The organism is Vibrio sp. 1CM7H, assembly GCF_023161645.1.
Taxonomy (GTDB): Bacteria; Pseudomonadota; Gammaproteobacteria; order Enterobacterales; family Vibrionaceae; genus Vibrio; species Vibrio diabolicus.
In genome coordinates this window covers 1,090,512-1,115,651 of sequence record NZ_JALNTV010000001.1, presented here as the reverse complement: position 1 = coordinate 1,115,651, position 25,140 = coordinate 1,090,512, and the positions used below count along the sequence as shown (strand labels likewise).

The 25,140-nt window shown below is 40.4% G+C and carries 20 protein-coding genes, 1 tRNA gene and 1 pseudogene; 9 read left to right on the top strand and 13 right to left on the bottom strand.

What is annotated here, in order from left to right; all coding sequences use genetic code 11:
- Nucleotides 1-221 precede the first annotated feature (221 nt).
- Both MSG33_RS04815 and MSG33_RS04810 read right to left on the bottom strand, forming a co-directional pair.
- The gene (locus MSG33_RS04815; protein ID WP_005375644.1) at nucleotides 222-434 is read right to left on the bottom strand and encodes a cold-shock protein; all 213 of its coding nucleotides are present in this window, start codon (nucleotides 432-434) and stop codon (nucleotides 222-224) included.
- A 307-nt stretch (nucleotides 435-741) separates the two neighbouring features.
- Nucleotides 742-990 (bottom strand): hypothetical protein, encoded by a 249-nt coding sequence (locus tag MSG33_RS04810; protein ID WP_005375646.1) that lies wholly within the window; start codon nucleotides 988-990, stop codon nucleotides 742-744.
- Nucleotides 991-1,278: 288 nt separating this feature from the next.
- On the opposite strand from MSG33_RS04810, the gene pcp reads away from it, so the two are divergent.
- From pcp to MSG33_RS04790, 4 genes are all read left to right on the top strand, one after another.
- A complete protein-coding gene (gene pcp / locus MSG33_RS04805; RefSeq protein ID WP_248380062.1) occupies nucleotides 1,279-1,917 on the top strand; it encodes a pyroglutamyl-peptidase I in 639 nt (212 codons plus the stop codon).
- Between the two features lie 197 nt (nucleotides 1,918-2,114).
- Nucleotides 2,115-2,378, top strand: coding sequence for a hypothetical protein (locus MSG33_RS04800; protein WP_046873671.1), 264 nt, complete (start codon nucleotides 2,115-2,117; stop codon nucleotides 2,376-2,378).
- Between the two features lie 63 nt (nucleotides 2,379-2,441).
- Nucleotides 2,442-3,428: a GTP-binding protein gene (locus MSG33_RS04795; protein WP_046873670.1), complete on the top strand. Its 987-nt coding sequence runs from the start codon at nucleotides 2,442-2,444 to the stop codon at nucleotides 3,426-3,428.
- A gap of 171 nt (nucleotides 3,429-3,599) precedes the next feature.
- Nucleotides 3,600-4,892, top strand: a complete 1,293-nt coding sequence (locus tag MSG33_RS04790; protein ID WP_248380060.1) for a DEAD/DEAH box helicase — start codon at nucleotides 3,600-3,602, stop codon at nucleotides 4,890-4,892.
- Between the two features lie 64 nt (nucleotides 4,893-4,956).
- Here MSG33_RS04790 and MSG33_RS04785 read toward each other — a convergent pair whose 3' ends face one another.
- The 3 genes from MSG33_RS04785 to MSG33_RS04775 all read right to left on the bottom strand — a co-directional run bounded on the left by MSG33_RS04785 (nucleotide 4,957) and on the right by MSG33_RS04775 (nucleotide 9,871).
- Nucleotides 4,957-7,983: a DUF6701 domain-containing protein gene (locus MSG33_RS04785; protein WP_248380058.1), complete on the bottom strand. Its 3,027-nt coding sequence runs from the start codon at nucleotides 7,981-7,983 to the stop codon at nucleotides 4,957-4,959.
- A 307-nt stretch (nucleotides 7,984-8,290) separates the two neighbouring features.
- Entirely contained in the window at nucleotides 8,291-9,130 is an 840-nt protein-coding gene (locus tag MSG33_RS04780; protein WP_006742009.1) for an arginase family protein, read from the bottom strand.
- A gap of 6 nt (nucleotides 9,131-9,136) precedes the next feature.
- On the bottom strand, nucleotides 9,137-9,871 hold the full coding sequence (locus tag MSG33_RS04775; RefSeq protein ID WP_005391048.1) for an IclR family transcriptional regulator: 735 nt from the start codon (nucleotides 9,869-9,871) through the stop codon (nucleotides 9,137-9,139).
- 348 nt (nucleotides 9,872-10,219) lie between these two features.
- Between MSG33_RS04775 and MSG33_RS04770 the strand changes: the two genes are divergently transcribed.
- Nucleotides 10,220-11,692, top strand: a complete 1,473-nt coding sequence (locus tag MSG33_RS04770) for an EAL domain-containing protein (RefSeq protein WP_248380056.1) — start codon at nucleotides 10,220-10,222, stop codon at nucleotides 11,690-11,692.
- Here the strand turns inward: MSG33_RS04770 and modF are convergent.
- On the bottom strand, nucleotides 11,680-13,134 hold the full coding sequence (modF, locus tag MSG33_RS04765; RefSeq protein WP_248380054.1) for a molybdate ABC transporter ATP-binding protein ModF: 1,455 nt from the start codon (nucleotides 13,132-13,134) through the stop codon (nucleotides 11,680-11,682). The two genes, MSG33_RS04770 and modF, sit on opposite strands and share 13 nt — an antisense overlap.
- A gap of 284 nt (nucleotides 13,135-13,418) precedes the next feature.
- Here modF and MSG33_RS04760 point away from each other — a divergent pair, with 284 nt between their 5' ends.
- The gene (locus MSG33_RS04760; protein ID WP_248380052.1) at nucleotides 13,419-14,969 is read left to right on the top strand and encodes a PAS domain-containing methyl-accepting chemotaxis protein; all 1,551 of its coding nucleotides are present in this window, start codon (nucleotides 13,419-13,421) and stop codon (nucleotides 14,967-14,969) included.
- Nucleotides 14,970-15,408: 439 nt separating this feature from the next.
- Here the strand turns inward: MSG33_RS04760 and drt3b are convergent.
- The 4 genes and pseudogenes from drt3b to MSG33_RS04740 all read right to left on the bottom strand — a co-directional run.
- Nucleotides 15,409-16,794: pseudogene (gene drt3b, locus MSG33_RS04755) on the bottom strand (antiviral reverse transcriptase Drt3b); the annotation flags it as partial.
- A gap of 12 nt (nucleotides 16,795-16,806) precedes the next feature.
- Nucleotides 16,807-17,394 carry a hypothetical protein gene (locus tag MSG33_RS04750; protein ID WP_248380048.1) on the bottom strand — a complete coding sequence of 196 codons (588 nt, stop codon included), beginning with the start codon at nucleotides 17,392-17,394 and terminating at the stop codon, nucleotides 16,807-16,809.
- Nucleotides 17,394-18,629 (bottom strand): antiviral reverse transcriptase Drt3a, encoded by a 1,236-nt coding sequence (drt3a, locus tag MSG33_RS04745; protein ID WP_248380046.1) that lies wholly within the window; start codon nucleotides 18,627-18,629, stop codon nucleotides 17,394-17,396. The genes MSG33_RS04750 and drt3a overlap by 1 nt, the downstream gene beginning before the upstream one ends.
- 1 nt (nucleotide 18,630) lies before the next feature.
- Nucleotides 18,631-19,236, bottom strand: coding sequence for a hypothetical protein (locus MSG33_RS04740; protein WP_248380044.1), 606 nt, complete (start codon nucleotides 19,234-19,236; stop codon nucleotides 18,631-18,633).
- Nucleotides 19,237-20,083: 847 nt separating this feature from the next.
- On the opposite strand from MSG33_RS04740, the gene MSG33_RS04735 reads away from it, so the two are divergent.
- A complete protein-coding gene (locus MSG33_RS04735) occupies nucleotides 20,084-20,395 on the top strand; it encodes a recombinase family protein (protein ID WP_248380042.1) in 312 nt (103 codons plus the stop codon).
- 1,244 nt (nucleotides 20,396-21,639) lie between these two features.
- Here MSG33_RS04735 and MSG33_RS04730 read toward each other — a convergent pair.
- Nucleotides 21,640-21,730, bottom strand: a tRNA-Ser gene (locus MSG33_RS04730).
- Nucleotides 21,731-22,059: 329 nt separating this feature from the next.
- Between MSG33_RS04730 and MSG33_RS04725 the strand changes: the two genes are divergently transcribed.
- Nucleotides 22,060-22,740, top strand: coding sequence for a MaoC family dehydratase (locus MSG33_RS04725; RefSeq protein WP_005391037.1), 681 nt, complete (start codon nucleotides 22,060-22,062; stop codon nucleotides 22,738-22,740).
- A 59-nt stretch (nucleotides 22,741-22,799) separates the two neighbouring features.
- Here the strand turns inward: MSG33_RS04725 and MSG33_RS04720 are convergent, their stop codons facing one another.
- Nucleotides 22,800-23,624, bottom strand: a complete 825-nt coding sequence (locus tag MSG33_RS04720; protein ID WP_005391035.1) for a phosphate ABC transporter substrate-binding protein — start codon at nucleotides 23,622-23,624, stop codon at nucleotides 22,800-22,802.
- 266 nt (nucleotides 23,625-23,890) lie between these two features.
- Here MSG33_RS04720 and MSG33_RS04715 point away from each other — a divergent pair, with 266 nt between their 5' ends.
- Nucleotides 23,891-24,244 carry a DUF3024 domain-containing protein gene (locus MSG33_RS04715; protein ID WP_104970115.1) on the top strand — a complete coding sequence of 118 codons (354 nt, stop codon included), beginning with the start codon at nucleotides 23,891-23,893 and terminating at the stop codon, nucleotides 24,242-24,244.
- Between the two features lie 40 nt (nucleotides 24,245-24,284).
- Here the strand turns inward: MSG33_RS04715 and MSG33_RS04710 are convergent, their stop codons facing one another.
- The gene (locus MSG33_RS04710) at nucleotides 24,285-25,094 is read right to left on the bottom strand and encodes an AraC family transcriptional regulator (protein WP_248380040.1); all 810 of its coding nucleotides are present in this window, start codon (nucleotides 25,092-25,094) and stop codon (nucleotides 24,285-24,287) included.
- Between the last annotated feature and the right edge of the window lie 46 nt (nucleotides 25,095-25,140).

Sequence of the window (25,140 nt, the reverse complement as noted above, 5' to 3'; positions counted from 1 at the left end):
GATTCAGATATGAATCAGATTAATTTAATTCCAAACTGGAATTGCAAGATAGGTAGTGTGATTACCTAAAGATGTATACCAAAGTGACTTTATTGAAAGTGATTAATGACGGTATGGGAGAGGTAAGTGATTTGGGTATATAAACTTAGATAGAGAATAGTAAGGGCGGTAATAAGTGGAAGGGGATGGTGGCACCAACAACGTTGATGCCACACAAAGAATTACAGTGCAGTTACTTCAGCAGCTTGTAAACCTTTATTACCTTGTTCAACAACGAACGATACTTTTTGGCCTTCAGTAAGAGTTTTGAAGCCTTCAGAAACAATAGAACGGAAGTGAACGAATACGTCATCACCGCCATTGTCTTGAGAAATAAAACCAAAACCTTTAGTTTCGTTGAACCATTTTACTGAACCAGTTAATTTATTAGACATAGATACCTCTATATTTGATTGTTTTAAATATTGAATTTTTAGCTAATATCAAGTGCTACTATATGATTTTAGAGATAACTATTTTGTCGCAGGAACGTAAACGAGGAATTCGATGTGGAACTGAGAGAAACTTTGATCTTTAATTACATTAATAGCTCTTTCCGTAAGAGCTGATGTGCAGTATACCGACAAAATTAATAAAGGCTAGCCTTTTCTTTTTTTATTTTTTAAGTACACCAAGCGCATTGCATTCAAAGCATACGCTTGGTGTATAAGACGGCATGGTGTTATAGATGGTGCGGAGCGCTTAGTGTTTTCTGGTTGGGCCGTTACGAACGATGTCTTTACCATTGTCATATACGTGCTGCGAAACCCAGCGGCCAAGGAGCAATTGGTGCTTTTCTCCTAATACGGCAACAAATGGACGGCCATCGGTATTAGAGGTGGCTAGCGCAACGCCAGTGACACCTTCAAGACCCAGAGCGCCGCTTTCTACTAAATGCAGAAATGCCTCTAACTCTTCAATCGTTTCGATTACATGGTTATCAATATTCATTGTATTCAATCTCTTCGAATTGCATTGCGGTCGCGTACTCTACCTAAGATAAGCGTGGAAACCAAGTTTCTGCGTGAGTCATGTAATGAGAGAGCCAAGCCCTGCCACTAATCATCGATAGTTAGTCTCGATAGTCCGGAACTTGTGTAGATTCAATAAAGATGACAACCCTCGCTGGTTAGACATGAGTCACATAATGTTGTCTGGTTTATGTCAACAATACTTTTGCTATTGGATGGGGTGAAGGGGAGTGCAATAATTTGTGAAACTCTTTTCCTAAAGGCTGTTATGAAGAAAGTCCTGATTACCGGTTTTGAACCTTTTGGTGGTGACGCCATTAACCCCGCCTTAGAAGCGGTCAAGCGATTAGAGGCTGCGGCAATAGAAGATGCCATGATCGTTACTTGCCCAGTTCCTGTGATTCGGCATGAGTCAGTGAATACCGTTATTGATGCAATAGAAGCGCACCAACCAGATTGTGTGATTACCGTTGGGCAAGCGGCTGGACGTGGCGCGATCACCCCAGAGCGTGTCGCAATTAATGTGGATGATTTTCGTATTCCAGATAACGGTGGTCATCAGCCGATTGATGAACCCGTAGTGGCTGATGGCCCAGATGCTTACTTCTCGACGCTGCCGATAAAGCGTGTTGTTCAAACGCTGCAAAAGCAGGGGATACCTAGCCAGATTTCCAACAGTGCCGGAACATTTGTATGTAACCACCTTTTTTATGGCATCCAACATTATCTAAAAGACAAACCTATTCGTCATGGGTTTGTTCATATCCCATTATTGCCAGAACAAGCAGCAGGTGGCAGTCAGCCTTCTATGTCTCTGGAGATGATAGTCGAAGGGCTAAGGCTGGTGGCTCAAGTTTGTATTGCCAATGAAAACGACATATTGGTCAGCGGCGGGTCGATTTGCTAGTAAGTGCTTTACAGTCCATTAAGTGTCTGAAAGCTAGTAATAAGTTCATCGTTTGATGTTGTAATAAATGTTAGCTTTGTCAAATTTCACAAGTAGCGAAAGGAGTAGCATTGAATAGTCAGGTTGGATGTTGTTCAAACTGGCGTTCCCCTAATACAGGAGGTGTTAGGGGCTACCCTTACGAAAGGCGAGTTATCATGAAAAGCAACAAAAGTAAGTCTATCGCACTTATCTCAGTCGTTATTTTCGTATTGGCTATCGCTGCGCTTAAATTCGAAAACACGCTCGGAGTTCTTCCCATCGTAGTCGCTATTATCGCGTTTTTTACCTGCGTCATTTACACCAGTATGTATCTTTCTGATATGAAGCGTTCAGAGTTGATAAGTCACTCTGATCATTCTCAAAAAATGTGTACCCACGCATCACGCAATGAGCTTGATGAGCGCGATAAAAAGCGTTGAAGCGAGTCACATTCTCCGTATACTTTGCTGGAGCATTAATGCACTAACGTGTCGGAGATAAGCATGTCAAATCGAGTACCAACCAACATACTGACCGGATTTTTGGGTGTCGGTAAAACGACCACGATTTTAAATCTACTGAAGAACAAACCGGAAAACGAAAGCTGGGCGGTTTTGGTCAATGAATTTGGTGAGATTGGCATCGACGGTGCATTGATGACCGACCAAGGTGCGCTGATTAAAGAAGTGCCGGGTGGCTGTATGTGTTGCACGGCGGGTGTGCCGATGTCGGTCGGTATTACCGCGTTACTGCGCCAAAAACCGGACCGTTTATTGATTGAGCCGACAGGCCTTGGTCATCCAAAACAGGTTATCGCGACGCTTACCTCAGAACAGTATGAACCTTACGTTGATCTAAAAGCGACGATCGCTCTGGTTGATCCGCGTAACTTAAGTGATGAAAAATATCTTTCTAACCAAAATTTCGTGGACCAGTTAGACAGCGCAGATGTGGTTATAGGCAGTAAGGTTGACCTTTGTACCAGTCACGACATTGATGTGTTTAATGACTGGGTGACGGACCAATCTCCCTCAAAAGTATTCAGTAAGCTTATTCATGACGGTGAGTTACCGATAGAAGTCTTGGATATCGAACGGGTTTACGGCAGCGCTTCTTCCCATATCGAGTCACATCATCATGACCATGCTCACCAAGAGCCTCAATTCCAGTTGCCGCCAGGTGAAGCCTTTGTGCGCAAAGAGAACAAAGGGCAAGGGTATTTTAGCTGCGGGTGGTTGTTTGGGGCAGAGTACACGTTTGATTTTGATAAACTTTTCTCAATGCTTTCGGACTTAACGGCGGAACGCGTTAAAGCGGTGGTCAACACGGATCAGGGGTGCTACGCGTTTAATGTTGCCAACCGAGTCGTGTCGGTGAATGAAATCAGCTTAGAAGGGTTTGAATCACGATTAGAAGTGATAGATTCTCAGCTGTTGCCATGGGATGAACTTGAGCAAATTCTCCTTCAGTTGTCTGGCATCAAGCGTTAAATCGAACAAATGTTAAACGGAAACGGTGAACCAGCAATTTGTCTGCGTTCGCCGTTTTTTGCTTTTGTAGCGTTTCAATGAGAAAAGTGAGATAAATCACTCAAATTCGGGTATAGTGCACGGCTAAATTTTTAAAGCTATTTTTAGTGGTTTGTTTAAGGAATACGCTCAATGTCATTTTCATCTCAAGGTTTTGCGCCAGAAGTGGTTAAAGCACTGGCAGAATGCGGTTATGAAAAGTTAACGCCAATTCAACAGAAGGCGATTCCAATGGCTCGCAAAGGCCATGATATTTTCGCTACAGCACAAACAGGTACTGGTAAAACGGCTGCGTTTTCTCTGCCTATGATTCAGCAGTTGTTAGACAGTAACCGTAGCGCTTCTCGTAAGACTGCTCGTGCACTTATCTTGGCTCCAACTCGCGAGCTTGCTGAACAAATTGCTGACAACATCAAAGCTTACACGAAGTACACCAATCTGTCGGTGGCGGCGATTTTCGGTGGCCGTAAAATGTCTTCTCAGGTTGCGGCACTGGAAAATGGTGTTGATATCCTTGTGGCTACACCTGGTCGATTGGAAGAACACATCGAACAAGGTAATGTCTCGGTGGCACACTTAGAGTTTTTGGTGTTTGATGAAGCAGACCGTATCTTGGATATGGGTTTTATTCATGCAGTTCGTAAGATCATGCTGGATGTGGATACAGATCCGCAAATCATGATGTTTTCGGCAACGACTTCAAGCCAGCTAAATCTGTTAGCGAAAGACATTCTGCGTAAACCAAAACGTATCGAAGTAGAGCGTGCAAATACTACGGCACAAACAGTTGCTCACGTGCTATATCCAGTTGATCAAGAGCGAAAAACGGAACTGCTTTCAGAGCTAATTGGTCGCAAAAACTGGAAACAAGTGTTGGTATTTGTGAACTATAAAGAGACCGCAAACGAAGTGGTAAAAGAGCTGAAACTTGATGGTATCAAAGCGGTGGTTTGTCATGGTGACCGTGCTCAAAGCGCTCGTCGTCGTGCGCTAGAAGAGTTTAAGTCCGGTAAATCACGTGTCATGGTGGCTACCGATGTCGCTGCTCGAGGTCTAGATATTGAAGACTTACCTCACGTTGTGAACTATGACATGCCTTTCCTAGCGGAAGATTACGTTCACCGAATTGGTCGTACGGGCCGTGCAGGTAAACAAGGTCATGCTGTTTCATTTGTAAACCGAGATGAAGAGCTCACGGTGGTTCAGGTTGAAAATCTAATCCAGCAACGCATTCGCCGTATTGAGCTTGCAGGCTATGAACCAAAACAGCGTGAATCTTACATTGAAAAGCTGCACTCAAAACCAGCATTCAAGAATCGTCAAGGTCGTCGTAATAATCCGAACCAGTCGGCAACAGACCAAGGGTCGGCAGAGCGTCGTCTTGCTATGGTGAAGCGCCTGAAAGCGCGTCGTGGCGCAAAGTAAATTACATCAGTTTGTGATGAAAAGAGCCCCTCAATTGAGGGGCTCTTTTTTTTGCCGTTTCGCGTTAATTTAGGCCAAGCATATTGGGTTCACCACGATAAATAATGCGATCGTTTCCTCGGTGAATACCAAACGTAACAATGACGGGTGGGTTTTCCTCTTCACTTGTAGAGCTATCCCAGTCGTATTTCAGCCAAGGGATGCGATTGCCTGAGCTGTCTAAATCTAGGTGGAATTGTATTTGCTCGCGCGCTGAGTCAATTTGGCTTGCAACGATATCGGTCATTCTGCCAATACTCATCGTTCCAACGCCAGAAAGCAGGGCGTTGTTTGCTGGCGCATGCGACCAAATTGGCGTGCTGAAGTAATATTCACCATTCGCCGTTGTTGAGCTGTCATCGAAGTTAGTCGTAAATCGACCGTTTTGCCAAATTTCCACATCAAGTGGCACTTTGATCACCATGCCTTGGTTGCCACCCACATCTTGAAAGTTCAAACGACCGAATCGAATGTCCGGTTGTTGAGTGAGCATTTCGCTGTTATCAAAGAAATTTACCTCATCAACGGCTTTAGTCGTGACTATACCTATTTTGCTGCTGTCACTGTTAGTCCCTTTATTAAATGGGCCATCAGGGTATTGTTTATCGGTCGTGTTCTTTTTCCAACATGGGCTATTGTTACAAGTCGCATTGGTCGAGGGCTTCTCGATCACAAACGTTCCAACACTCGCGTTACCCAGTAGTTTCCAGTCTACCTTCTTAGGCTTAGGCGGCAAAAACCGATCGGAGTATGAGCTTAGCTCGCCTAAGTCGAAATGTTGTTGAAGGTTAGATGAAAAGTGGACGTAGTTCTTCACGTTTTCCTTATTCGCATTGAGTGCGACAACATCGTAAGTGACTTTCTCAAAAGGTTGATTCATGTAAGCAAAAGTTTGGCCATGTGGGTAGTGCCATTCTTGGTCTTGCACTTGAAAATATTTTGGGTAAAAACGACCGACGTAACGATAGCCTTCGTTCACAGTCATACCTAGATATTTACTTGCTAAGTTTGCTTTTACTCTCAAGCTCCCGACTTCTTCCCAATATAATCCATTAAAGACGAATTGATCATTCTTGGCTGAATTATGCGCCTGAGCCAGTGAGTCACTACTTTTTAGCAATTTTGAGGTTTGGTTCGCTGTCTCTGATGGCGTATATTGCTCACTCGACAAGACAACCGATGCTGCTGGAGCGCCATCAAGCATAAAATTACGGGTGATAGAGGCATCACAATAACGTGCTGATTCAACAGAACCACTTACAGAGCCGTCAGGTTGCCAAATGATGGGCTTCACTGTTAGAGAGAAAAGTTCTCCGGCGGCAATAAACCCATCTCCTTGTTCAGAGGTGCCAGAAGGCAAAGCACGTTGGTTGTCACAGATAGCCAGTGTCCATGGTCGCGAGTACACATTAAATGTTCCTTTCACTTCCACTTTGCCTTCTTCTGGGCACTCTTCAAATCCCTCACATTCAAAATGATCGGACAATGTCACTTCAAATATGCCGGACTCGTTCGTGATAAGACCATGTTCAGACAAGCCGTCTTTAAATTCCGCTGAATAGCTAAAGTTTCCTTCACTTCCTCCTAATGGTTGAACCAATGGATGAAAAACCTTAGGAGTACCATTGTAGTTGCTTGCCACTACAGGTTCGCCTGTGGAGGCACAAGCCAGCAATCGCGTATGCACGTTTTCTGGTTTACCTGCAATAACGCGTATTTCATTTAAAGTTGAGCTTTTCGTCTTTGAGTAGGCCTCAAACATAAATGGCGTAAACATAAAGCTAACCGTTTGATGCTTGCTGGTGTCTTCTGCCATAGTGAAAGTCAGCGTGTAGTTAGTACCTAACGCGATGGTATCAATATCGTTCGGGACCACTCGAACAACGAGCTCACCATTGTCGTCAGACATAAATTGGTTTGCTTTTAATATCTGCTGACCTTTGACCACCTCTAAAGTGAACAAGTCAGGGTGTGATAGGGCTGCACTGACTTCTGCGCTTACAACTTCTCCATTATTGGTTGTTGTTGCTGTAAATTGCGGAAGATCGTCGCCGCACATCAGTGCCATGTCGTCCGATGGTGTGACGTTTAGGTCGAAGTCGTTCTCTGATGGAGGTTGCATGCTGCAATTCGGAACATCTTGAGGGGTGATCGGACAGAGCTGAGAAGAGTAGTGACAATCAGTGTCGCCCAATCCACAGTATTGCGTGTATTTGTTGTCTTGTACTTTCGTTTGTGCACTTCCTGGCGTTTGTTGGATTTCACCACAAACTTGACTTGGCTGATTTGGAGCGTTGTTGAAGTTCAATGTTTGGAAGTATTTAATTGCTGTAGTAGAGCCATAGAACGAACCGTTCAATGCGGCAGATGCTCCTTTAGTCTCAGTAGTGCCGTAGATCTCCATGTCATCAATAAGCAGAGAACTGTGCGCCACAATGTCACCGACGACAAAATGATCTTGTAAAGGATGGTTTGTTTTTAGGTGTAGTGTGTCGCCTTGTGATTCGACCTTACCGCAGATGTTTGCATTGAATATATCGGTCGTGCTGTGTGTCGAAATCTCACCAATAATGGTGTTGTATGCTCCATCAATGTGAAGTGTCGAACCTGTTAGCTTAATATTCCCGTCTATGAGAATGTTATGCAGCTTTGTTGGATAAGCCGATAGAAGATCACCATAGATAACAGTGTGCTTGTTTTGGTAATCGTCAATGCTTGAAGCTTTCTCATTGTTAACCGTTAATCCGGTAGCGAGTGCGTGTAGAGAGATACGCTTATTGGGTTCACCAATCGTATTGTTCCCCTCTAACACAATGCCATAATCTGCTTTTAACGTTATCTCTTTTTCCGGTAATGAGGAGATAATTTTGTCACCTGCGGGTAGGACTATTTCCCCTGTACAGCGATAAGTCGTGCCATCGCTTCCGATACTAAAACTCTTGTGTGAGCAAAGTTGACCTAACTCAGATAGATCTTTGACGTCATAAGTGGTGGCGTGTGAGGCTAGCGGTAAAACAAGAACCGCAGCGAAAATACTGCAAAAACGCATCATCAAATGTCCTAAAAAAGTGGAACAAGATGGCATCAAGCGATCGTGAGCAAATGCTCACAGAAGTTGAAATGTCGGCGGTGTTTTTGGTTTTTAATCCGCTTACTTATTGAACTTTGGCTATTTTTATTTCGTATGTCATACCAAAGCTTAGTGGCGTTATTAGAGCGTAAGTATGAGATTAGTTCAATAGCTAAGTGTGATATGGGTCGCTTTATTCATGTAACTATTTGTTGGTAAAAGATAATAATTAACCATGTTGATTCAGAATCAGTAGCTTGAGCGTCCTGATTCTGAACCGAACTTAATCCTAGGCTGCGTGAACAATGAGTGGGGCCATTTGATATAACTCTTCTAGTATGGCTTTCGTTTGTCTCGAATAGACCAGACGATCGCGATCGCCTACGAGTTGAATGGCTCTGACTTTACCTGCAACCAGACATTGCCTAATGGTGCGTAGAACCATTTGGATATCAATTTCTGAGGTACCATCAAGGCTGTTTTTGGTTTTTAGGGAGCCAAGGTCGATACTGAGGATTATTTGGTCGCAATGGTCGAGGTAATTGCCGATCAACTGCTTTACATTATTGCGATGACGAAAAGAAAACTCTTTATCGGTTACCCAGTCACAACCTTGATCCTCCGCGTATTCCCACGTTTCTTGCTTTGTATCTTGTTCGCTAACACCAGCAAAAAATAATCGCACGTTTTGATAGCGAGAAAGCGCAAAATGGAATGCCGAGCCTAAACGTGGTTCAAGTGTTGGCTTCAAGTTCATGTCATGTCCAATATTTACCACACCCACTTCGTCTCGATAGGACCCGACCACAGGTAACATGGACAAGATTGCCTCGGTACAGTTGGTCACTAAAACGGGAATAGAATGACGAGAAAGCGAAAGACTTAACGCTTCCTGAAACTCGCCATTTTCCAGCTTGTCGTGGTTGAAGTGACCAAAGTTTTCAGCGGTTTCATGATCATGCTGTTGGTATAGCCAATCGCTAGCATTTTCCAAACTTTGATCAGCTAATTCAAACGCGCCCTTAGACATGGGTGGCAAATACTCACACACTGTCATAAAAGAAAAAGGGTAATGCTGCGGCTGTTTCACGGTGTGGTGGAGTTTATAGCGTTTGAAAAAGCTTAACATGATGAATTACCTTTCTGGTGGTAGTGCCCTTGCCGCTTGCAACACATGCAAAATAATGCGCTGCTTATCCTTTTCGACTCGGTGGGCCGGAGCCATCACCGAGACCGCGCCGATCAGTTTGCTTCCTTTCATCACTGGTGCACTGATGCCAGAAACACCCGGGTCAATTTCTGAAGTACTGACGGCATATCCGTGTTTACGGATGGTTGTGAGCTCTTGTTCCCATTCGTCTCGTCGGTGATCTTGATTAAAGTATCTCAAGATTTTCTCGCATCGACTTTGAGGCATAAAAGCGAGCATCACTTTAGATGAGGCACCACGTAGCAGAGGTTGACTTTGACCCTGGACGAAGCTGCAACGCAGCGCCTGCATACTTTCTTTTTGTCTGACACAAAGTGCGCGATACCCTGCAGGTACCATATAAGCGGCCATTTCCCCTGTTTGTTGTACCAACCGAGCCAGTATGGTTTCGACCATATCTAACCCATGCTGTGCGGTCTCATAGCTATGCATGAGCAGCAATGCTGCCGGGCCAACGACAAATGTCTTGTCGTGTACGCTTTCTTCAATCAAGTTCCACTCTTTGAGCAGCTTCAAGTGTCGGTAGAGACTGCTCAAAGGAACGTTCAATTGCTCGCTTAGCGTTTTCGCAGAGACTGGGAATGGACTAACTGCAACTTGCATTAACAACTGCAGTGCTTTTTCGTTTACCTGGTTCGCATTAGCTTTGTTTGTCGTCATGAGAGTGTTGTAACGTGTTATATGAATTACGACAAATATAATTCTTAATCACTGAGAAAAGAAAAATAATTTTAATGGGTAATTCTCGTAGAGTGAGAATTTGACGACTGAGGGCTTACCTCGGTACCGATAGGCTCAAAAATGATGTCGTATTGACGTCTCAGGTTTGAGTCGTTTGATGCTAAATTGGAACAGGAGGGATTAAGGCATTGTTTAGTTTGCGGTATTACTAAGTGTTTCGCATACTGAGTTAATCTAAATAAATAATATTATAAACGAGAGTTGCTAGTGGGTATCAGATTCCAGATACCATCTCAGTAAATCGGTTTTATAAAAGGTTACTTTTATATGCTGAATAAGGCGCTTTTTAAAAAAGCCATCATTTTTTTGTTGCCCATTCCTTTGATTGTTGGCGAAGTCTTGTATTTAGCTCGTGAAAGCGTGCAAAACAACCTCAATCATCTATTAGAAAAAAACGTTCAAATCGCAGACGAAATTTTATTCCAAATAGAGACCGAAAACCGCACGGCTTTGTTGCATCCTAGACGCTGTGAAGAGCTTCAGCAAAACTTGATGTTTGAACGAGATATCGAAGAAATGTTGATTGTAAAAAATGGGATCATTACGTGTTCTTCTAAACTGGGCGTAATTTCTAAGCCGTTAGCCGAGCACATTACATTTCCTGAGGGACAAGCATTAGCACTTGGAAACGTGGATAGCGTATATGACCAATTTTTGCTCGTCGTGACCGAAGGAGAGCACGGTTATCAAGCGGTGACGATTATTGATCATGACTACTTTAATGCGAAGATAGGATTTAATAACGATTTACGCTTAAAACGCTCTGCCTTATTTATCCATGACCAAGTTGCACCTGAAGAAGCGTTGAGAACGGGAAGTAACCCTATTGGCATCAAATCGTCGCAAATGTTTGAATATGAAGCTTTGAGTGAAGCTAGCGATCTATTTGTCAAACAAAGAACACTTTCCTATTTTTTGTATTCAATTCCAATCATTTTTGTTATCTATCTTTGCTTATATGCGTTAAATAAATTTATCGATCCTCATCGAAGCTTGGTTCTGGATTTAAAGAAAGCCATAAAGAAAGGTGAGTTGACTCTGTATTACCAGCCCCAGATTAACGTCGATACTGGTCAACTATTTGGTTTTGAAGCCCTAGTGCGATGGGAACATCAGAATAAAGGGTTCATTTCTCCTGATGAGTTTGTGCCAGCGGCGGAGCAAAGTGGATTGGTCTTTTTGCTCACGGATTACGTTCTGGATAAAGCGGCAGAAGACTTTAGTAAATTAGACTTTAATCAGTCTGTTCACCTTGGTATTAATGTGCCGCCCGGTTACTTAGTTGGGCCAAACGCGATTAGAAAGATTCAACTTATTGATAGGAAGTTAAGTCGAAATAACGTCTCATTAGGCATAGAGATAACAGAACGTCAACTCATTGATGCTGAAGCCAGAAAGTGCATCGCAGCGCTGCGGGTACATGGCATTGATGTGTTGATCGACGATTTTGGTACCGGTCAAACCTCGCTGGCGTTTCTGCAGCACATGCGTATTGATTACCTAAAAATCGATAAATGTTTTGTCGAAACTATTGGTATACCTAGCCTTAGTGCTTCCGTTTTAAAAGCTATTGTTCACTTTGCGGAAGAGCTAAAAGTACAACTCATCGCTGAAGGTGTAGAAACAACGGCGCAAGCCGACCATTTGAAAAAGATGGGAGTGCGATATCATCAAGGATATTTTTACTCCAAGCCTTTACCTTATGATCAACTTGCTCAGCGAAGTCATTATGATTGGTAAACGTTAGCCCGATAACATTGGTCATTGTCATCAAAAACAAACTCTAGCTCATTCTTGATGCTATCCAAGCGGTCTTCTTGGTAATGAGATACATACAATAGCTGGCTTAAATTCTCTCGGGCGATGAGCTCAAGTGTATTCTTAACTAAACGCCTACCAAGAAAATCTAACCCTTGATATGGCTCGTCCAAAATCAGTAATGTTGGTTGTTTAACGATGGCTCTTTCAATCAACAACAGGCGCTGCTGACCGTACTCTAATTGCTTGAATGAGGTTTTTCGGTATTGGCTCATGTGTAGGATGTCGAGCCATTCGTTTGCGATGTCCACTTCTTTACGAGTGGGTTGGTTATACAACCCTATGGAGTCGTAAAAACCGGACAAAATCACGTCTAGCGCACTGCAGTTAACGCGGTATTGAAGGTGTAAAGCTGAAGATACCATGCCTATGTGCTGCTTAATTTCCCAGATCGTCTCGCCAGACCCTCGCTTTTTACCAAAAATATCAATGTCATTGCTGTAGCACTGAGGATGATCACCAAAGATTAACCCAAGCAAGGTGCTCTTCCCACAGCCATTTGGGCCTTTGATCTGCCAATGCTGACCTTTGTCTATTCGCCAGTTTAAGTCAGTAAAGATCTTCTTATCAGTGTATTCAACAGACCCATTTGTTAGTTTAAATATTGGGTTGTCGAAGTGTGTTGAGTGCTGATGCTGACGTATCAAGTTCATCATTTCTTCACTCTGTTGCTCGGACTGAGATTTAATTTGTTCAATGATTGGATGATTATCCCAACTGGATTTATCCATCGTACTGTCCAGCTTTCCCGCACTGAAAAGCGCAACGCGATCAATCCACTCAGGTATATCAGACTCGCGAGAGAAGGTGACCAGTAGCTGTACGGTTTGAGAAAGCGAGTGTAAATAGTGAGCGAGAGCTGCTCGATGGGCGATATCTAAACCAGTAAATGGGTTATCTAGCAGTAACAAATCAGGCTGTGTTGCTAAAGCGCGAGCTAGCATCACTCGTCTTGTTTCCCCTGTAGAGAGAACACGAAAGCCACTGTGTTTAAGGTGAGTTAGGTCGAGATCGGTAATCAGCTGATCTATTAAATTAGCGTCTTGGTTGCGCTCCTGAATGAGTGAGTAAATGGTACTGCCTTGATCGATACGATCAAGAAAGTCTGTATCGTCCTTTTCTAATTCTCTTTCCAGTAATCGCTGTTGCTCTGATAACGACACTTGAGCAACGGACAGCCCATCAAGCTCAAGTTTCCCGCTTATGGGTGAAAGTTCACCACAAATAAGGTCTCCAAGTAGAGATCCAATATCCCCATCCGCGCTGAATATTCCCCAAGATTGCTGAGTGTCTATTTTCCAATCGTCAATAAATAGGTGAGCCGTGTTCCCTTGAGCGGCAAGCTGACTAAAACGAATAGTCATATGTTTGTCTTCCTTGTTTTCGTTGTAATCGTTTATTTATAACAATTTACGAACTCAGTAAGGAAGCGCTTTTGTGTATTAATTTTAATCAATGCAGCATCTTGTGAGCACTCAAGGGTAGTGCTATTTGAGAGTGAAACCGCCACTATGTTTGCAGGTAATAAATTGACCTATCAGTAATTTTATTGAATTTTACAATGAACTTATCATTATGCGCATAAATGTTATGCTGCTACACTCATACTTGCCGTTTATTTAATTAATCAATGTAAGGACACATGTTTATGAGTGAAACGGAATATGATTACCCTTCGAGTTACAGCCTAGTTTCTATCACCGATACGTCCAGCTATATCAAATATGCCAGTGAAAACTTTAATGAAGTCGCGGGGTTTGATGATGGTGAACTTATCGGTAAGCCTCACAATGTTGTACGCCACCCCGACATGCCGAAACAGGCTTTTAAAGATTTATGGACTCATCTGAAAACTGGAAAGCACTGGATGGGAATGGTGAAAAACCGACGTAAAAACGGAGGGTATTATTGGGTTGATGCGTTTGCTTCTCCTATCAAATCCAATGGTGAAGTTGTTGAGTACCAATCGGTTCGATTTAAACCTGAGCGTATACACGTTCAACGAGCGGAAAAAGCGTACTCAAAACTTCGGAATAACGGTAAACCATTGCAAATGTATCTTCCCCGTACGCGTTTGTGGATGAGAGCAGCCTTCTTTCTTTTCATTTCAAACCTTCTTGGCTTGCTAACTCTACAAATGAATCAATCACCAGCGGTGGCCTTTGGCATTGCTGCATTACTTTCCGTTTTCTCAATTTATGTATTAACCAGGCCAGTTGAGAAGCTTGCTAGACAGGCTAGGCAAGACTTCAACAATCCACTAATGGAGTATATTTATTGCGGAAAAATTAACGATCTGGCTGAAATTGAGCTGGGTATGAAGATGCGTAAGCAATTTGCAGATGCGCTATTAGGGCGAGTCGGGGTGTCTGTAAAAGACTCTTGCGAAGAAACGCGTGCAAGTGCCAACAGTGCTGCGACTAATAGCCAGCAAGTGACGGAAAACTTGAGTGCACAGAAAGTAGAGATCGACTCGGTCGCTACAGCGGTCAACGAGATGCAAGCCTCATCATCTGAGATATCAAATAATGCTCAAGCGACTGCCGATGCTACGCTAGAAGCGCAGAACACGATGACAGATAGCAGTAGCGTTATCGATAATGTTAACCACTCGGTACTAGAGCTGGTGGATGAGCTCGGCGAAATCTCTAAAGTGGTCATGCGTTTGAACCAACAAACCGAGCAAATAGGAACCGTTGTTGAAGTGATCAATGATATTGCTGAACAAACCAACTTATTAGCGTTGAATGCAGCAATTGAAGCGGCGAGGGCAGGCGAACAAGGGAGAGGGTTTGCAGTCGTTGCGGATGAAGTGAGAACCCTTGCTAAAAGAACACAGGAATCGACAACAGAAATTAAAGCGGCCATTGAAGGAATTCAAAAGGGCAGTAAATCAGCGGTTTCTGCGCTAGAGAAAGGTAATGAAATGTCGACCGGAACGGTAACATTATTAGGCACGGCTTTAGAGAGCATCCAACAGCTGCAATCTCTCGTTCAGGATGTAGTCGAGCGAAATCAACAAATTGCGGTAGCGATAGAAGAACAGGTTTACGTAACGGATGAGATTAACGAAAACATCCAGTCGCTTAACTTAAAGTACAGTGAATCGTATGATCTGATGACAGAAACGAATCAGATGAACTCTAAAGTGCAAAGTTGTACCAATGACCTATCTGAAATGATTAAGAAGTTTGCTTAAACACTAGAAAATAGAAATAAAGAGCCCGCTAATTTTTAGCGGGCTCTTTATTGGAATGTGGTGAAGTTCTGGGGCCGTATACGACTAGGGGTTCGAACCTCCGTCATTTTACAAGCACTAAAACGACGAAAGCTCGCAATAAATGCGAGCTTTCTAAATAAGTGGCGGGCTACATGGGACGAATATGGGAACTGGAAACTGGTGGTTGACTACTGATACCGCATCAACTTCAGGGTGTAGATCAGATGAAAAATCTAACTATTCGAACACATTTAAAGCAAAGGGGTAAGCTATCTAAAAGCTTACCCCCGGAAATTAGATGTACGGAGTCTGCACTACATAGCGTGTGAGCTGCTCTTGGCAGCACTAGTTGGTAGTAACCGACTAGTGATACATGTGTATTCGAAGCGCGTCGCCCGTACACAAGAACACTAACTGACTAATATGGACTTCGCAATTCTTTTTTCATTAAAACCTGCGCTAAGTTGTTCTCTTTCCAAGTAAAGAACCACTCTTTAGACTTCAAAAACTCAACAACCTTTTTCTTAGATGGTTTTATATCAAGTCTATCAGATAACATATCTATCAAACGATATTTAAACTCGTCAGAGAAGAAAGGGTTACTGAAGCTATCAAAGATTAAACAAGTCAGCTCTGTAGATTGTACAATCGAACCTACTTCGCTCGCTTCAAGCTTTCGTAAAACTTCATTCTGCAAGAAATCGGTTACTTCGCTACGATTATTTCCGTTGAACCATGACAATACCATTATTTGAAAGTAACCTAACGGCATTTTATTTTGTTGAATTTCATCTTCGTCAACTTGCTTAATATCGAACAGATCTAATAACATACTTTGCTTGATTGGGTAATCTTGAAAATTTGTCTTTATAGAAATCAGAAGATTCAGAGTTTCAATACTATTAGCTTTACCTTTATCTTTCATTTTACTCAGAAGGAGTATTGATTCGTCGTATATTTTTTTTCTAATGACATCCTTAAACTCAGCAGAAGCCCGTTCAGTCAAACCATTGAGCGCTACAACAAGTTGAGTAATTATATATGTCGTTCTAACTCTAATGTCCATGCTATAGATGAAGAATGATATCTCTAATGCAAATAAGCACAACTTAGTAATTCTATCTGTTTCTCTATCATCAATCGCTTTTGTTACTCTTTCATCTTCAATTAACCTAAATAGTCTCCGACGTATTTCACCGAGAGCATAACCTGTGAGACCTTCATAAGTTACTTCGTTTACTTTTACTAGCCTCTTTAAATCTCTAATAAACAGATTAGATTTCCTAGATGGATTTATAGATGAGATGAACTTGATGTCATCTGGTTCAGAACTATCATCGCTAATAAGACTGAAGTACTCATTTACAAGCTTTTTACAGTCCATTTTTGCTATCGTCAAACCTGTGATGAATGGAACTTCATGATGTTGAGTTTTCGATTCATTTATAAATAACTTATACTTCTCTAGTTCATCTACGACGACTTCCATTATCATTGATGAAACGGATAAATTCTTTGTGTACAAAAAGTAATCATCGACATATCTTCTGATAGTGTAATCTGATTCGAAATATAATTCATGATCATCCTTCAATCTGCTAATTATATTTAGATCTATGTGTTGAAGTATAACCTCAGCATAAATCCTAGAAAATTCAGGCCCAACTAATATCCCGCTAGACTCTAACTCATTAGAGTCTTCCATTAGCTTTCTAAACTGTAGATCAAATGAAAAAAAATCAGAGTACTTTTTAGAAAAATCTTTACCTTTAACTGCCCAGCTAAACGTTGGGGTGTAAATATTATGAAAACACTTTTAAATATCAAATTTAGTAAGATGACTAAACTTCTTTTCAATTCGATGTGATTCATAAGAATCATAATATTTATATAAGAAATTATATTTCTTATAGGTAAAATAAGAGCTAGCATAAACTGAAGTAGTCTCAAATGCATCTTTTTCAGTTTCTACGCCGCTGTCTTTATCTAACATTGAGAATGAAGCGAGTTCTTTTTCATAGTATCTTGACGCGACCTTATTAGGTGCTCTTAAACTTATAGGGCTTCTGCTACATAATTCAGTAATTAGAGAGTCATACTCACCATATAGTTTAGTGATTTTTCTTTGTATCGATGGATGAGGAACAGATAGTAATCGTTTACTCTTTGAATTTTTACTAATTCTATAATTGTATGGGGTAGTGTAATCATCCATACAAAAAAAGTGTTCAACAAACCTTTTAACACTAGCGTCTATTTTGCAAAAATGTTTACTCTTTTTATCCTGACTTCTAAGGTAAAAATAAGCTCCCTCATTCAGAAAGGTGATAGGCACTTCATAAGGAAGAGTATCAGTTAACATAACCCTAAGATGATCATGTTTATCTATTTTTACTTTGGACATTACCAACACCTTTTAATGTTTCTGCTTTCTTTTCGATTGAATGAGTTCATAACTCTTTGATTAAAACCAAAGTAAAATGAAAGCTTCTTGATTTGAATTAATCTATTACCATTAGCCTTTTTATCATAGTTATTAATATGATTTATAGCTTCTCTAACACTACCTTGATTAGAGTTAATAAGTTTATGGTAGTATTTATCAAGTTCTTTAACTTGAGTACTATCATTTATCAAAGGGTAATTGTAATATATTCCTGACTTCAGTCTTGTTCTATCTATATCTCCAATAATATACTGGTTACCTGTTAGAAATTTCAAACGAGATAAAATTAATTTGAAGTTTCTATTTCTAGCATAAGAAGAAAATGAACGTCTTACTCTATATTTTATTTTATTTATCTTTTTCTCGCTAATTATCACCTTAACGATTCTGTTTTTATGTTGATTATTCTTATGAATTTCACTAGAAGATATTATTTCGTAACCTAGATAATCAAGTTTAGAATTAGACTGTTTTTTACAGTTTAAATCTATTAGTTTGGTTTTATCATTAAAATGTAACTCAGGTGAATTTCTACGAAGTATTCCTTCTAATTCTGAAAGGAGTTGTTCTGAGTCTCCAGTGAACATAATTAGTATATCATCGACAAATCTAGCATAGTAGTAAACATTAGATAGCTTCTTAACTTCACGATCAAATGGACGGATTCTTATTTCCGATAGAGTTGAACTTAAAGACATACCTCTAGGTAAACCAGTAAGTCCTATACTACTCAAATGTTCATCCCAGCATTTTAAAATACACCTGTTTTGGTGGGATAACAACCACTCATTAATTACATACTGTAATACTTTTTCTCTATCTATTGATTCATAGAACTCTTTGATATCTAATCGGAGAACTTTTATAGGTTGAGTATCTTTTAATAAAGAAATAACCTGCTTAACAATAGAATGCCTATCCGCTGTATTTATTTTAAATAGCCTTCTAATGTTATCGTTGAGTTTCTTACATACTATTTCGTCTTCAGCGCAATTAAAGTCATATGTGTCCTTACCCATTAAAGTAAAAGATTTAAATTTATCAAATGAATAATTCTCTCTATCTAATTTTTTTTCTATTTTTTCAAAGGTATCATCAAAGAAAACATCAAATGACTGAGATGGACTCCATTTGTGCCAAATGTTTGATGATATGTTTTTTACGTTACTTTTACTGAACGATTGATCTAACATTTTAAAAATCCTTTTCAACCTTAGCTACTAAATAGTTGTAATATACTTCAGATTCTAGAAGACTTAAAAAGTGATAAGATCTAACCATAAATACTCTAGAAATAAAAAATATAAAGATAGAAAGTAAGATTGAAGAGTGTATAGGGTAACTGAAAAATGAAAATGTAAAGATAATGAAAGAAAAGTTTCTATAAAAACCAAACCTTGCCAGAAATACATCTATATTATTATTTTTGCAGTTCTGTAGTACAAATGCTTTGCAAAAGCGGAACATGGTTTTTTCAGACACAATTTCAGGAACTATTATCCTTACTTTAGCTTTTAGTTCAGGCTGATCTCTAGGAGTTCGTTTCTCTATTCGATAAATGAAGTCCTGTATATGACAAAATTTATTTGATAATGCATCAATGAGCATTCCTAACAAAAGCAAAAGGACAGGTAGCGTAATAACAAGAACAGTAGTGAATTTCGAAAGTAACTCTAAAGTTTTGACCTTATCAAAATCTATGTATAGAGATATTGGATAGGCAGATATTAGAAGTGTTGCTAGTCCTATGGATAGATTATTGAATATATCCCACAAGCTTAATTTTCCATTGTCAAACATTAGCTAACCATCTGATAAGTTGAGACTTAAACAGAAGACCATATAGCGTTTGTTATTAAGATGCTGTGATCTGAGGCATATATGTGTCTATCGGCTTATCAATTACCTTGGAGTGAGACACGTTAGAACACGGGTAGAAGCGTTGGTTAGCTTCCAGTGATTCGTAATCAAGCATCTAAAGAGGTTTGTTGATAGAAACCCGTCTACTGTTCCAGCAAAAAGCTTGCAGGGACTACATGAAGTAGGACTTTGAGTATTTATATACTAGTCAAATTTGAGTGCAAGATTTGTTCATTGGTATGACAAGGAACCTATTACAGGCTGGCACTAACCAATTGTTAACAAAAACACCCAATCCAATACACTAGTTATCGTTCATTTTTATAGATTAATTTCTTCTTAAATTAATATTTCAATAGTTATTTGTAATATAAAAGTTAAGTATTTTACATTTGTTGTTGCAATATAATGCCATTATTTCAAATGCCTGTTTTTAAATGTGGAAATATAATGACCGATAAAAGATTATTACCTATTATTATCAGTCTGATGAAAGTTAAGTTTATAACAGATTTGTCTTTAATTAATTTTTGCCATTATTATACCACGCTAATAATAATTTTTTATTCACTTAAAGGTCGGTTTGATAATCTAGTTAAATTGTACTTTATTATAAAGTGTTCTAGTAATCGTCACCGAGTGGTGCTTATGAATAAAAAAATATTAACGAAAATGGTATCGTTGAAATTGAAGTGAATATGGATTTTATTCCAGATGCTTTTATTGACAATTTACTACAAATAATTTTATTGACAAATGATAAATACTGTCGTGAAGGAGGTTTATCATGGAATATGTTGCATATCTTAGAGTCTCATCATATAGCCAAAAAGAAAAAGGAGATTCTATTGATGGACAAAGAAACTCTATAACAGAATGGATAGAGAATAGAGGAGATAATATCATAAATTGGTACATTGATGATGGTGCAAGTGCATATAAAGGAAGAAGGAATAACTTTGAATTAATGCTGCATGAACTTGAGAGTGACATAATTAAGGCCGATGGGTTGATCGTTTATTCGCTGTCAAGATTTAGTAGGAATTTGCTGGCCCAACTCGAAGCTACCAAAGTATTACAAAAAAAGGAATACATTTAGTCTCCGCTACCGAAGCTTTACCTAAAAGTTATGAAGATAGCTATGTAATGTCGTCAATCTTAGGTTTGATGAATGAACATTATAGTATGCAAAATGGGAAAGTTGTTAGAGATAGACTCAAGGATACAGCGATGAAAGGCTACTTTACAGGTGGGCCAATTCCCTTTGTTTATCATTCTGTTACAGTCTCCGGTGTAACTTCTAAGTGTAGGAGAAAGCTACAGATACTAGAAGAAGAAGCTGAAATAGTAATAGAAATATTCAACTTGCCTGAAAAAGGAATTAATGGCAAACCGCTTGGAGTAAAATCTAAAGCTGAGATGTTGAATAAAAGGAAGTGTTATAGGAGAGGAACAAAGTGGAACCGTAACTCTGTATGTAGAATTTTGAAGAATAGATCTTACATTGGTGAGTTTATTTATAACTCTAGAGATAGTGAGCCAATTGTAGTGAACATACCAAACATTATAACTAAGGATCAGTTTTATAATGTTCAAGCAGGCTTGAAATCACGAGACATCTTTTCTTTTGAATCTCGAAGAATTAGGTCTAAGTGTCTATTGACAGGATTACTAAAGTGCGGTGTTTGCGGTGCAAGTATGGTTGTTACAAGCGGTAAAAGTGGTAAGTACAGCTATTACCAATGCAGCAAGCAAGTTAGACATGCGCCAGACTCGTGCACCTCTAAAAGAATAAGAAGAGACAAAGCAGAACTTTTAGTTAAGGATAAATTTATGAATGAATTGTTGTCAGAAGCTCACCTGAAAACAATACATTGTCAGGCGAAGCAACGCCTTAAGGAGACTAGTAAACTGTTATCGGCTGATAAAACAAAGCTTTCCAAAAGAATAAGCAATTCGGAAACGCGTTACTCGCGTCTAATCACGATGGTTGCCGACGGTGACTTAGTTCCTGATGTACGAATCAACAAGACTATAACTGATCTATCTACTCAATTAGATGTTCTTGAAGCAGAAATGGCAAAATTGGCAGTGAGAATAAACCTTCCAGTGAAAAACTTTGGAGAAGCTAGGTTGGTAGAGGTCGCCGCAGCCGTGCAGAAGCACTTGCAACAGATAGATAATGAGGCATTAAAACAACTAATGCTTGCTACAGTCACGAGTGTGCAGGTGGTAGAGGCCACAAAAAAGCTGATATTTGAAGGGTCTAATATGGCTGTTTTATATTTAATTGCAAACGCAAAAACGGGAACCAATTTCTCGGTTCCCGCTTTCATCACAAAGTGGCGGAGAGATAGGGATTTGAACCCTAGATACGCTATTAACGTATGCCGGTTTTCAAGACCGGTGCTTTCAACCACTCAGCCATCTCTCCGTTGCGGAACGTATAATAGGGAGCATAGTCCGAATTGTAAAGTGCTGAATTATAATAGAAGTACTGTTTGCTCGTTTTATAGTCGCTGATGTAATGTTAAACAGTTTGAAAATGGGGTAAAAAAGAGACAAATAGTAGCGATTTATAGAGTTTTTACTTTATATTGGCGCAAGTCAATAAAATGGTGTTTTATTGTTATCTTTATGATATTTAAGAAATAACTTGCTTTTAGGGTACAGGTGTTCGCCCGAAAGTATTTGCAAGACTTTGTGAACTAATTCAAAATTAACTGGTATAGCCAGTTGTGCTTAAATTTTTTAAGGGTGTTTATGAAGGTCACAAATCTATTTAAAGACAAAGTTGATGCGATTTCTGCTCATCAATCCGAGTTTATGAATTGGATGTCTCCAACGCTACGCGATTATTGGAGTGACTTTTTGGGAAAAGCTCAGAATAGCTTTCTTTTCTCAAAAGTTCGTGATCACCAACAGCCAGCTGTTAACGAAGAGGTTGCGCCTCAACCTGCACCAATCGTAATGGCACCTGAGGCTCAAAAGCTGTATGACGAGTTAAGTGAAAAAATTGGTGAAGTGATTCACACTGGTGACTGGGTGCATGTATCTCAAGAACGTATCAATCAATTTGGTGCGGTAACGGAAGACATGCAGTGGATTCACACAGATCCAGAACGTGCGTCAGTTGAATCTCCATTTAAGACAACCATCGCTCATGGCTTTTTAACATTAGCATTGTTGCCTAAATTGACTGACTCAGTGGACCCTGATAAGCCAATGTTCCCAACAGCCAAAATGGTCGTTAACTTAGGCTTAAACCAAGTTCGTTTCCCTTACCCTGTTAAAGCAGGAAACAATGTTCGTGCTGTCAGCACGTTAACAAAAGTAACGCCGATCAAAAAAGGTTTGGAGATCGAGCGTGAAATTAAAGTGGAAATCGAAGGTATTCGTCGACCTGGTGCTGTTGTCGTTTCTGTTATTCAACTGCATTTCTAATTCCAGAGCCAGATAGAAAACATATAAAAAGAGAGCATCAATATGCTCTCTTTTTGGTTTTATTGATTAAAGCTTTTTACTGGAGTGTAACCGTAATCAGCAATCGCTTTTTGTCCTTGTTCGGAACGAAGGAAGGTGACGAATCCTTTACCTGGTTCGCTAATCTTATTTACTTTGTAGAGTACTAGGAATGGCCGCGCCAATTTATACTTGTGATTGCTAATGTTTGCCGAAGTTGGGTCAATACCATCTAATTGAATCGCTTTTATTGAGCGATCTACTGATCCCACAGAAATAAACCCAATTGCACGAGTATTATGGTTCACGATGGTTTTTACCATGCTGTTGCTATTTACAACCAAGTTGTTCGGGCTGATATCTGAGACGAGGCGATCATTTACGATTTTGGTTAGTCCTAGCAGACTTTCAAAACTGTAGCGTGAGCCTGAAGACGCCTCTCTAGTGACAACAGCGATAGGTTGATCTGCACCACCAACCTCTTTCCAATTCTTGATTTTACCTTTGTAGATATCAAATAGTTGTTGTTGAGAAAGGTTTTTTACAGAGTTTGTACGGTTTACAACAACAGCTAGGCCATCATAAGCGATAGGATATACGTTGAGATCTTCACCTTTTTCGCTTTCTGTCAGATAGCGAGAGCTCATTCCAATCTCAGCTACGCCTTTATTGACCATTGTGATACCCGCACTAGAACCAATACCTTGAACTGCAATGTAATCGTCCGGGTGTGTTTTGTTATATTCCTCTGCAAGTACATCCATCACGCGAGCAACCGAGGTTGACCCAGAGATATTAATTTCTTTTGCAATGGCGGGGAGGGAGACTGCTATGGCCAATAACGTCGCCACAGTAAAACGTAACATATTAAACTCCATATACGGTATAAAGCAGAGTTTATGATATTGCGTTCAGGTTACACTTTTGTGAACTGTCAGGTTTAAACAAGGGAATTCTTTCTAACCAAGAGGTGATGTAGGTAGGGTTTCCAAGCAAAGTGAGATGATAATCTGAGTAAATGAGAATATAGCCACCCTTTGTTTGAGGTAGGCAGATAATCACCATCGATGGTGGTGTAAAGGTTATATACTAGGATCGACAGCTCTAACTATCATCCATCGGGAGAACGTTGATGTCAGTGTCCCAAATGGCGACAAGTCGTTTATACAAATCAGTTCAATCGCTCTGCTCTGCGCGTAATGCTAACCTGCCTGTCGAGCAGGGTAAGTGCCTATATGAGCCAGTGGAGAATGGTGTCGAGCTTCATAGAGCGCATTTTCTTCTTGATTCACAGCACAGCGAATATACCTCTCCCGTCGCGAAGATCGTGTTTGATGAGGGCAATCAGCTTTGGTATTTCTACGTCCCAACGTACCGCAACGAATTATTAAGGTGGATACCTTATAAGCCACTTCCATACAGTCAAACGCTCGAAGACCTACTCACCGAGTTGGAAAGCGATCCTCAAGCGTGTTTTTGGGAATAGGGAACGCTCCAACTCTAACAGCTGTCAATGTCACCATGATTTATGCTTTGGATTTAACGACTTGGTTTCTAAAGTCTTTCGGTGTCATGTTGTAAATCGATTTAAATGCTGTACTGAAATGCGCTGCACTTTTAAATCCGGATTCAAACGCTATTTCTGTTATAGATTTTTCTGACATGCGCAGCTGGGTCGCGGCGAAGTTGATCCGCTTCACTTTTAATATCTGTGAAAATGAAAGATCCTCTGCGGCGAGGCGGCGTTTTAAGGTCGCGATAGACATGCTCATATGAGCCGCTAAGCCTTCCAGAGTGATATCTTTCTCGATATTGTTCTCAATATACTTGATGGCCTTTTGAGAGTCGCTTAGGCTGCTTGCATCATCTATGATTGATAGGATGTTTGGCTCTACCTCCACCATTAACGACAGCAGTGCCATTGCGATATGACCTTGTGTGTAGTCTGGAGCATTGCGACTCGCTAAGTTGACCAATGTGTCTTTTAGTTGTGCTACTTCGCTGCTGGCTTGCGCTGAAAAAGGATAGAAGCGCCTTTCTTCTGTCTTGGAGCGTAGCATTGGGTGCGCTTTTTTAAAGTCACAGAATAGATTTGGGTTGAAGACTAGAGCCAGTGCTTTAAAGCCATTTTCACTAGGGATGGCTTCTGCGCTGCTCAAATCAGCGGAGTTGTAGAGAGTAAAATCTCCTGCTTTAAGTTCAAACTGTTCACCATTTGGTTGATGAACTAATAGGGCACCTTCTTCAACAACATATAAGCCATTATGTGTTGCGGTGTAACGCTCACTTTTGCGCGCAGTGAAGTGATTAAAGCGAATGATCTCAATGTTCGGCATATTCGTTCTTATCATTTTTACATAACAAATAAAAAAGGCGCTCAAT

Bases quoted from the DNA above. Each gene is read 5' to 3' on its own strand.
- MSG33_RS04770 (WP_248380056.1), top strand. From the start codon at position 10,220: ATGCTGAATAAGGCGCTTTTTAAAAAAGCCATCATTTTTTTGTTGCCC.
- MSG33_RS04810 (WP_005375646.1), bottom strand. From the start codon at position 990: ATGAATATTGATAACCATGTAATCGAAACGATTGAAGAGTTAGAGGCA.
- pcp (WP_248380062.1), top strand. From the start codon at position 1,279: ATGAAGAAAGTCCTGATTACCGGTTTTGAACCTTTTGGTGGTGACGCC.
- MSG33_RS04740 (WP_248380044.1), bottom strand. From the start codon at position 19,236: ATGTTTGACAATGGAAAATTAAGCTTGTGGGATATATTCAATAATCTA.
- MSG33_RS04750 (WP_248380048.1), bottom strand. From the start codon at position 17,394: ATGTCCAAAGTAAAAATAGATAAACATGATCATCTTAGGGTTATGTTA.
- MSG33_RS04785 (WP_248380058.1), bottom strand. From the start codon at position 7,983: ATGATGCGTTTTTGCAGTATTTTCGCTGCGGTTCTTGTTTTACCGCTA.
- MSG33_RS04815 (WP_005375644.1), bottom strand. From the start codon at position 434: ATGTCTAATAAATTAACTGGTTCAGTAAAATGGTTCAACGAAACTAAA.
- MSG33_RS04710 (WP_248380040.1), bottom strand. From the start codon at position 25,094: ATGCCGAACATTGAGATCATTCGCTTTAATCACTTCACTGCGCGCAAA.
- MSG33_RS04800 (WP_046873671.1), top strand. From the start codon at position 2,115: ATGAAAAGCAACAAAAGTAAGTCTATCGCACTTATCTCAGTCGTTATT.
- MSG33_RS04775 (WP_005391048.1), bottom strand. From the start codon at position 9,871: ATGACGACAAACAAAGCTAATGCGAACCAGGTAAACGAAAAAGCACTG.
- drt3a (WP_248380046.1), bottom strand. From the start codon at position 18,629: ATGTTAGATCAATCGTTCAGTAAAAGTAACGTAAAAAACATATCATCA.
- MSG33_RS04780 (WP_006742009.1), bottom strand. From the start codon at position 9,130: ATGTTAAGCTTTTTCAAACGCTATAAACTCCACCACACCGTGAAACAG.
- MSG33_RS04795 (WP_046873670.1), top strand. From the start codon at position 2,442: ATGTCAAATCGAGTACCAACCAACATACTGACCGGATTTTTGGGTGTC.
- MSG33_RS04760 (WP_248380052.1), top strand. From the start codon at position 13,419: ATGAGTGAAACGGAATATGATTACCCTTCGAGTTACAGCCTAGTTTCT.
- MSG33_RS04735 (WP_248380042.1), top strand. From the start codon at position 20,084: ATGGAATATGTTGCATATCTTAGAGTCTCATCATATAGCCAAAAAGAA.
- modF (WP_248380054.1), bottom strand. From the start codon at position 13,134: ATGACTATTCGTTTTAGTCAGCTTGCCGCTCAAGGGAACACGGCTCAC.
- MSG33_RS04715 (WP_104970115.1), top strand. From the start codon at position 23,891: ATGTCAGTGTCCCAAATGGCGACAAGTCGTTTATACAAATCAGTTCAA.
- MSG33_RS04720 (WP_005391035.1), bottom strand. From the start codon at position 23,624: ATGTTACGTTTTACTGTGGCGACGTTATTGGCCATAGCAGTCTCCCTC.
- MSG33_RS04725 (WP_005391037.1), top strand. From the start codon at position 22,060: ATGAAGGTCACAAATCTATTTAAAGACAAAGTTGATGCGATTTCTGCT.
- MSG33_RS04790 (WP_248380060.1), top strand. From the start codon at position 3,600: ATGTCATTTTCATCTCAAGGTTTTGCGCCAGAAGTGGTTAAAGCACTG.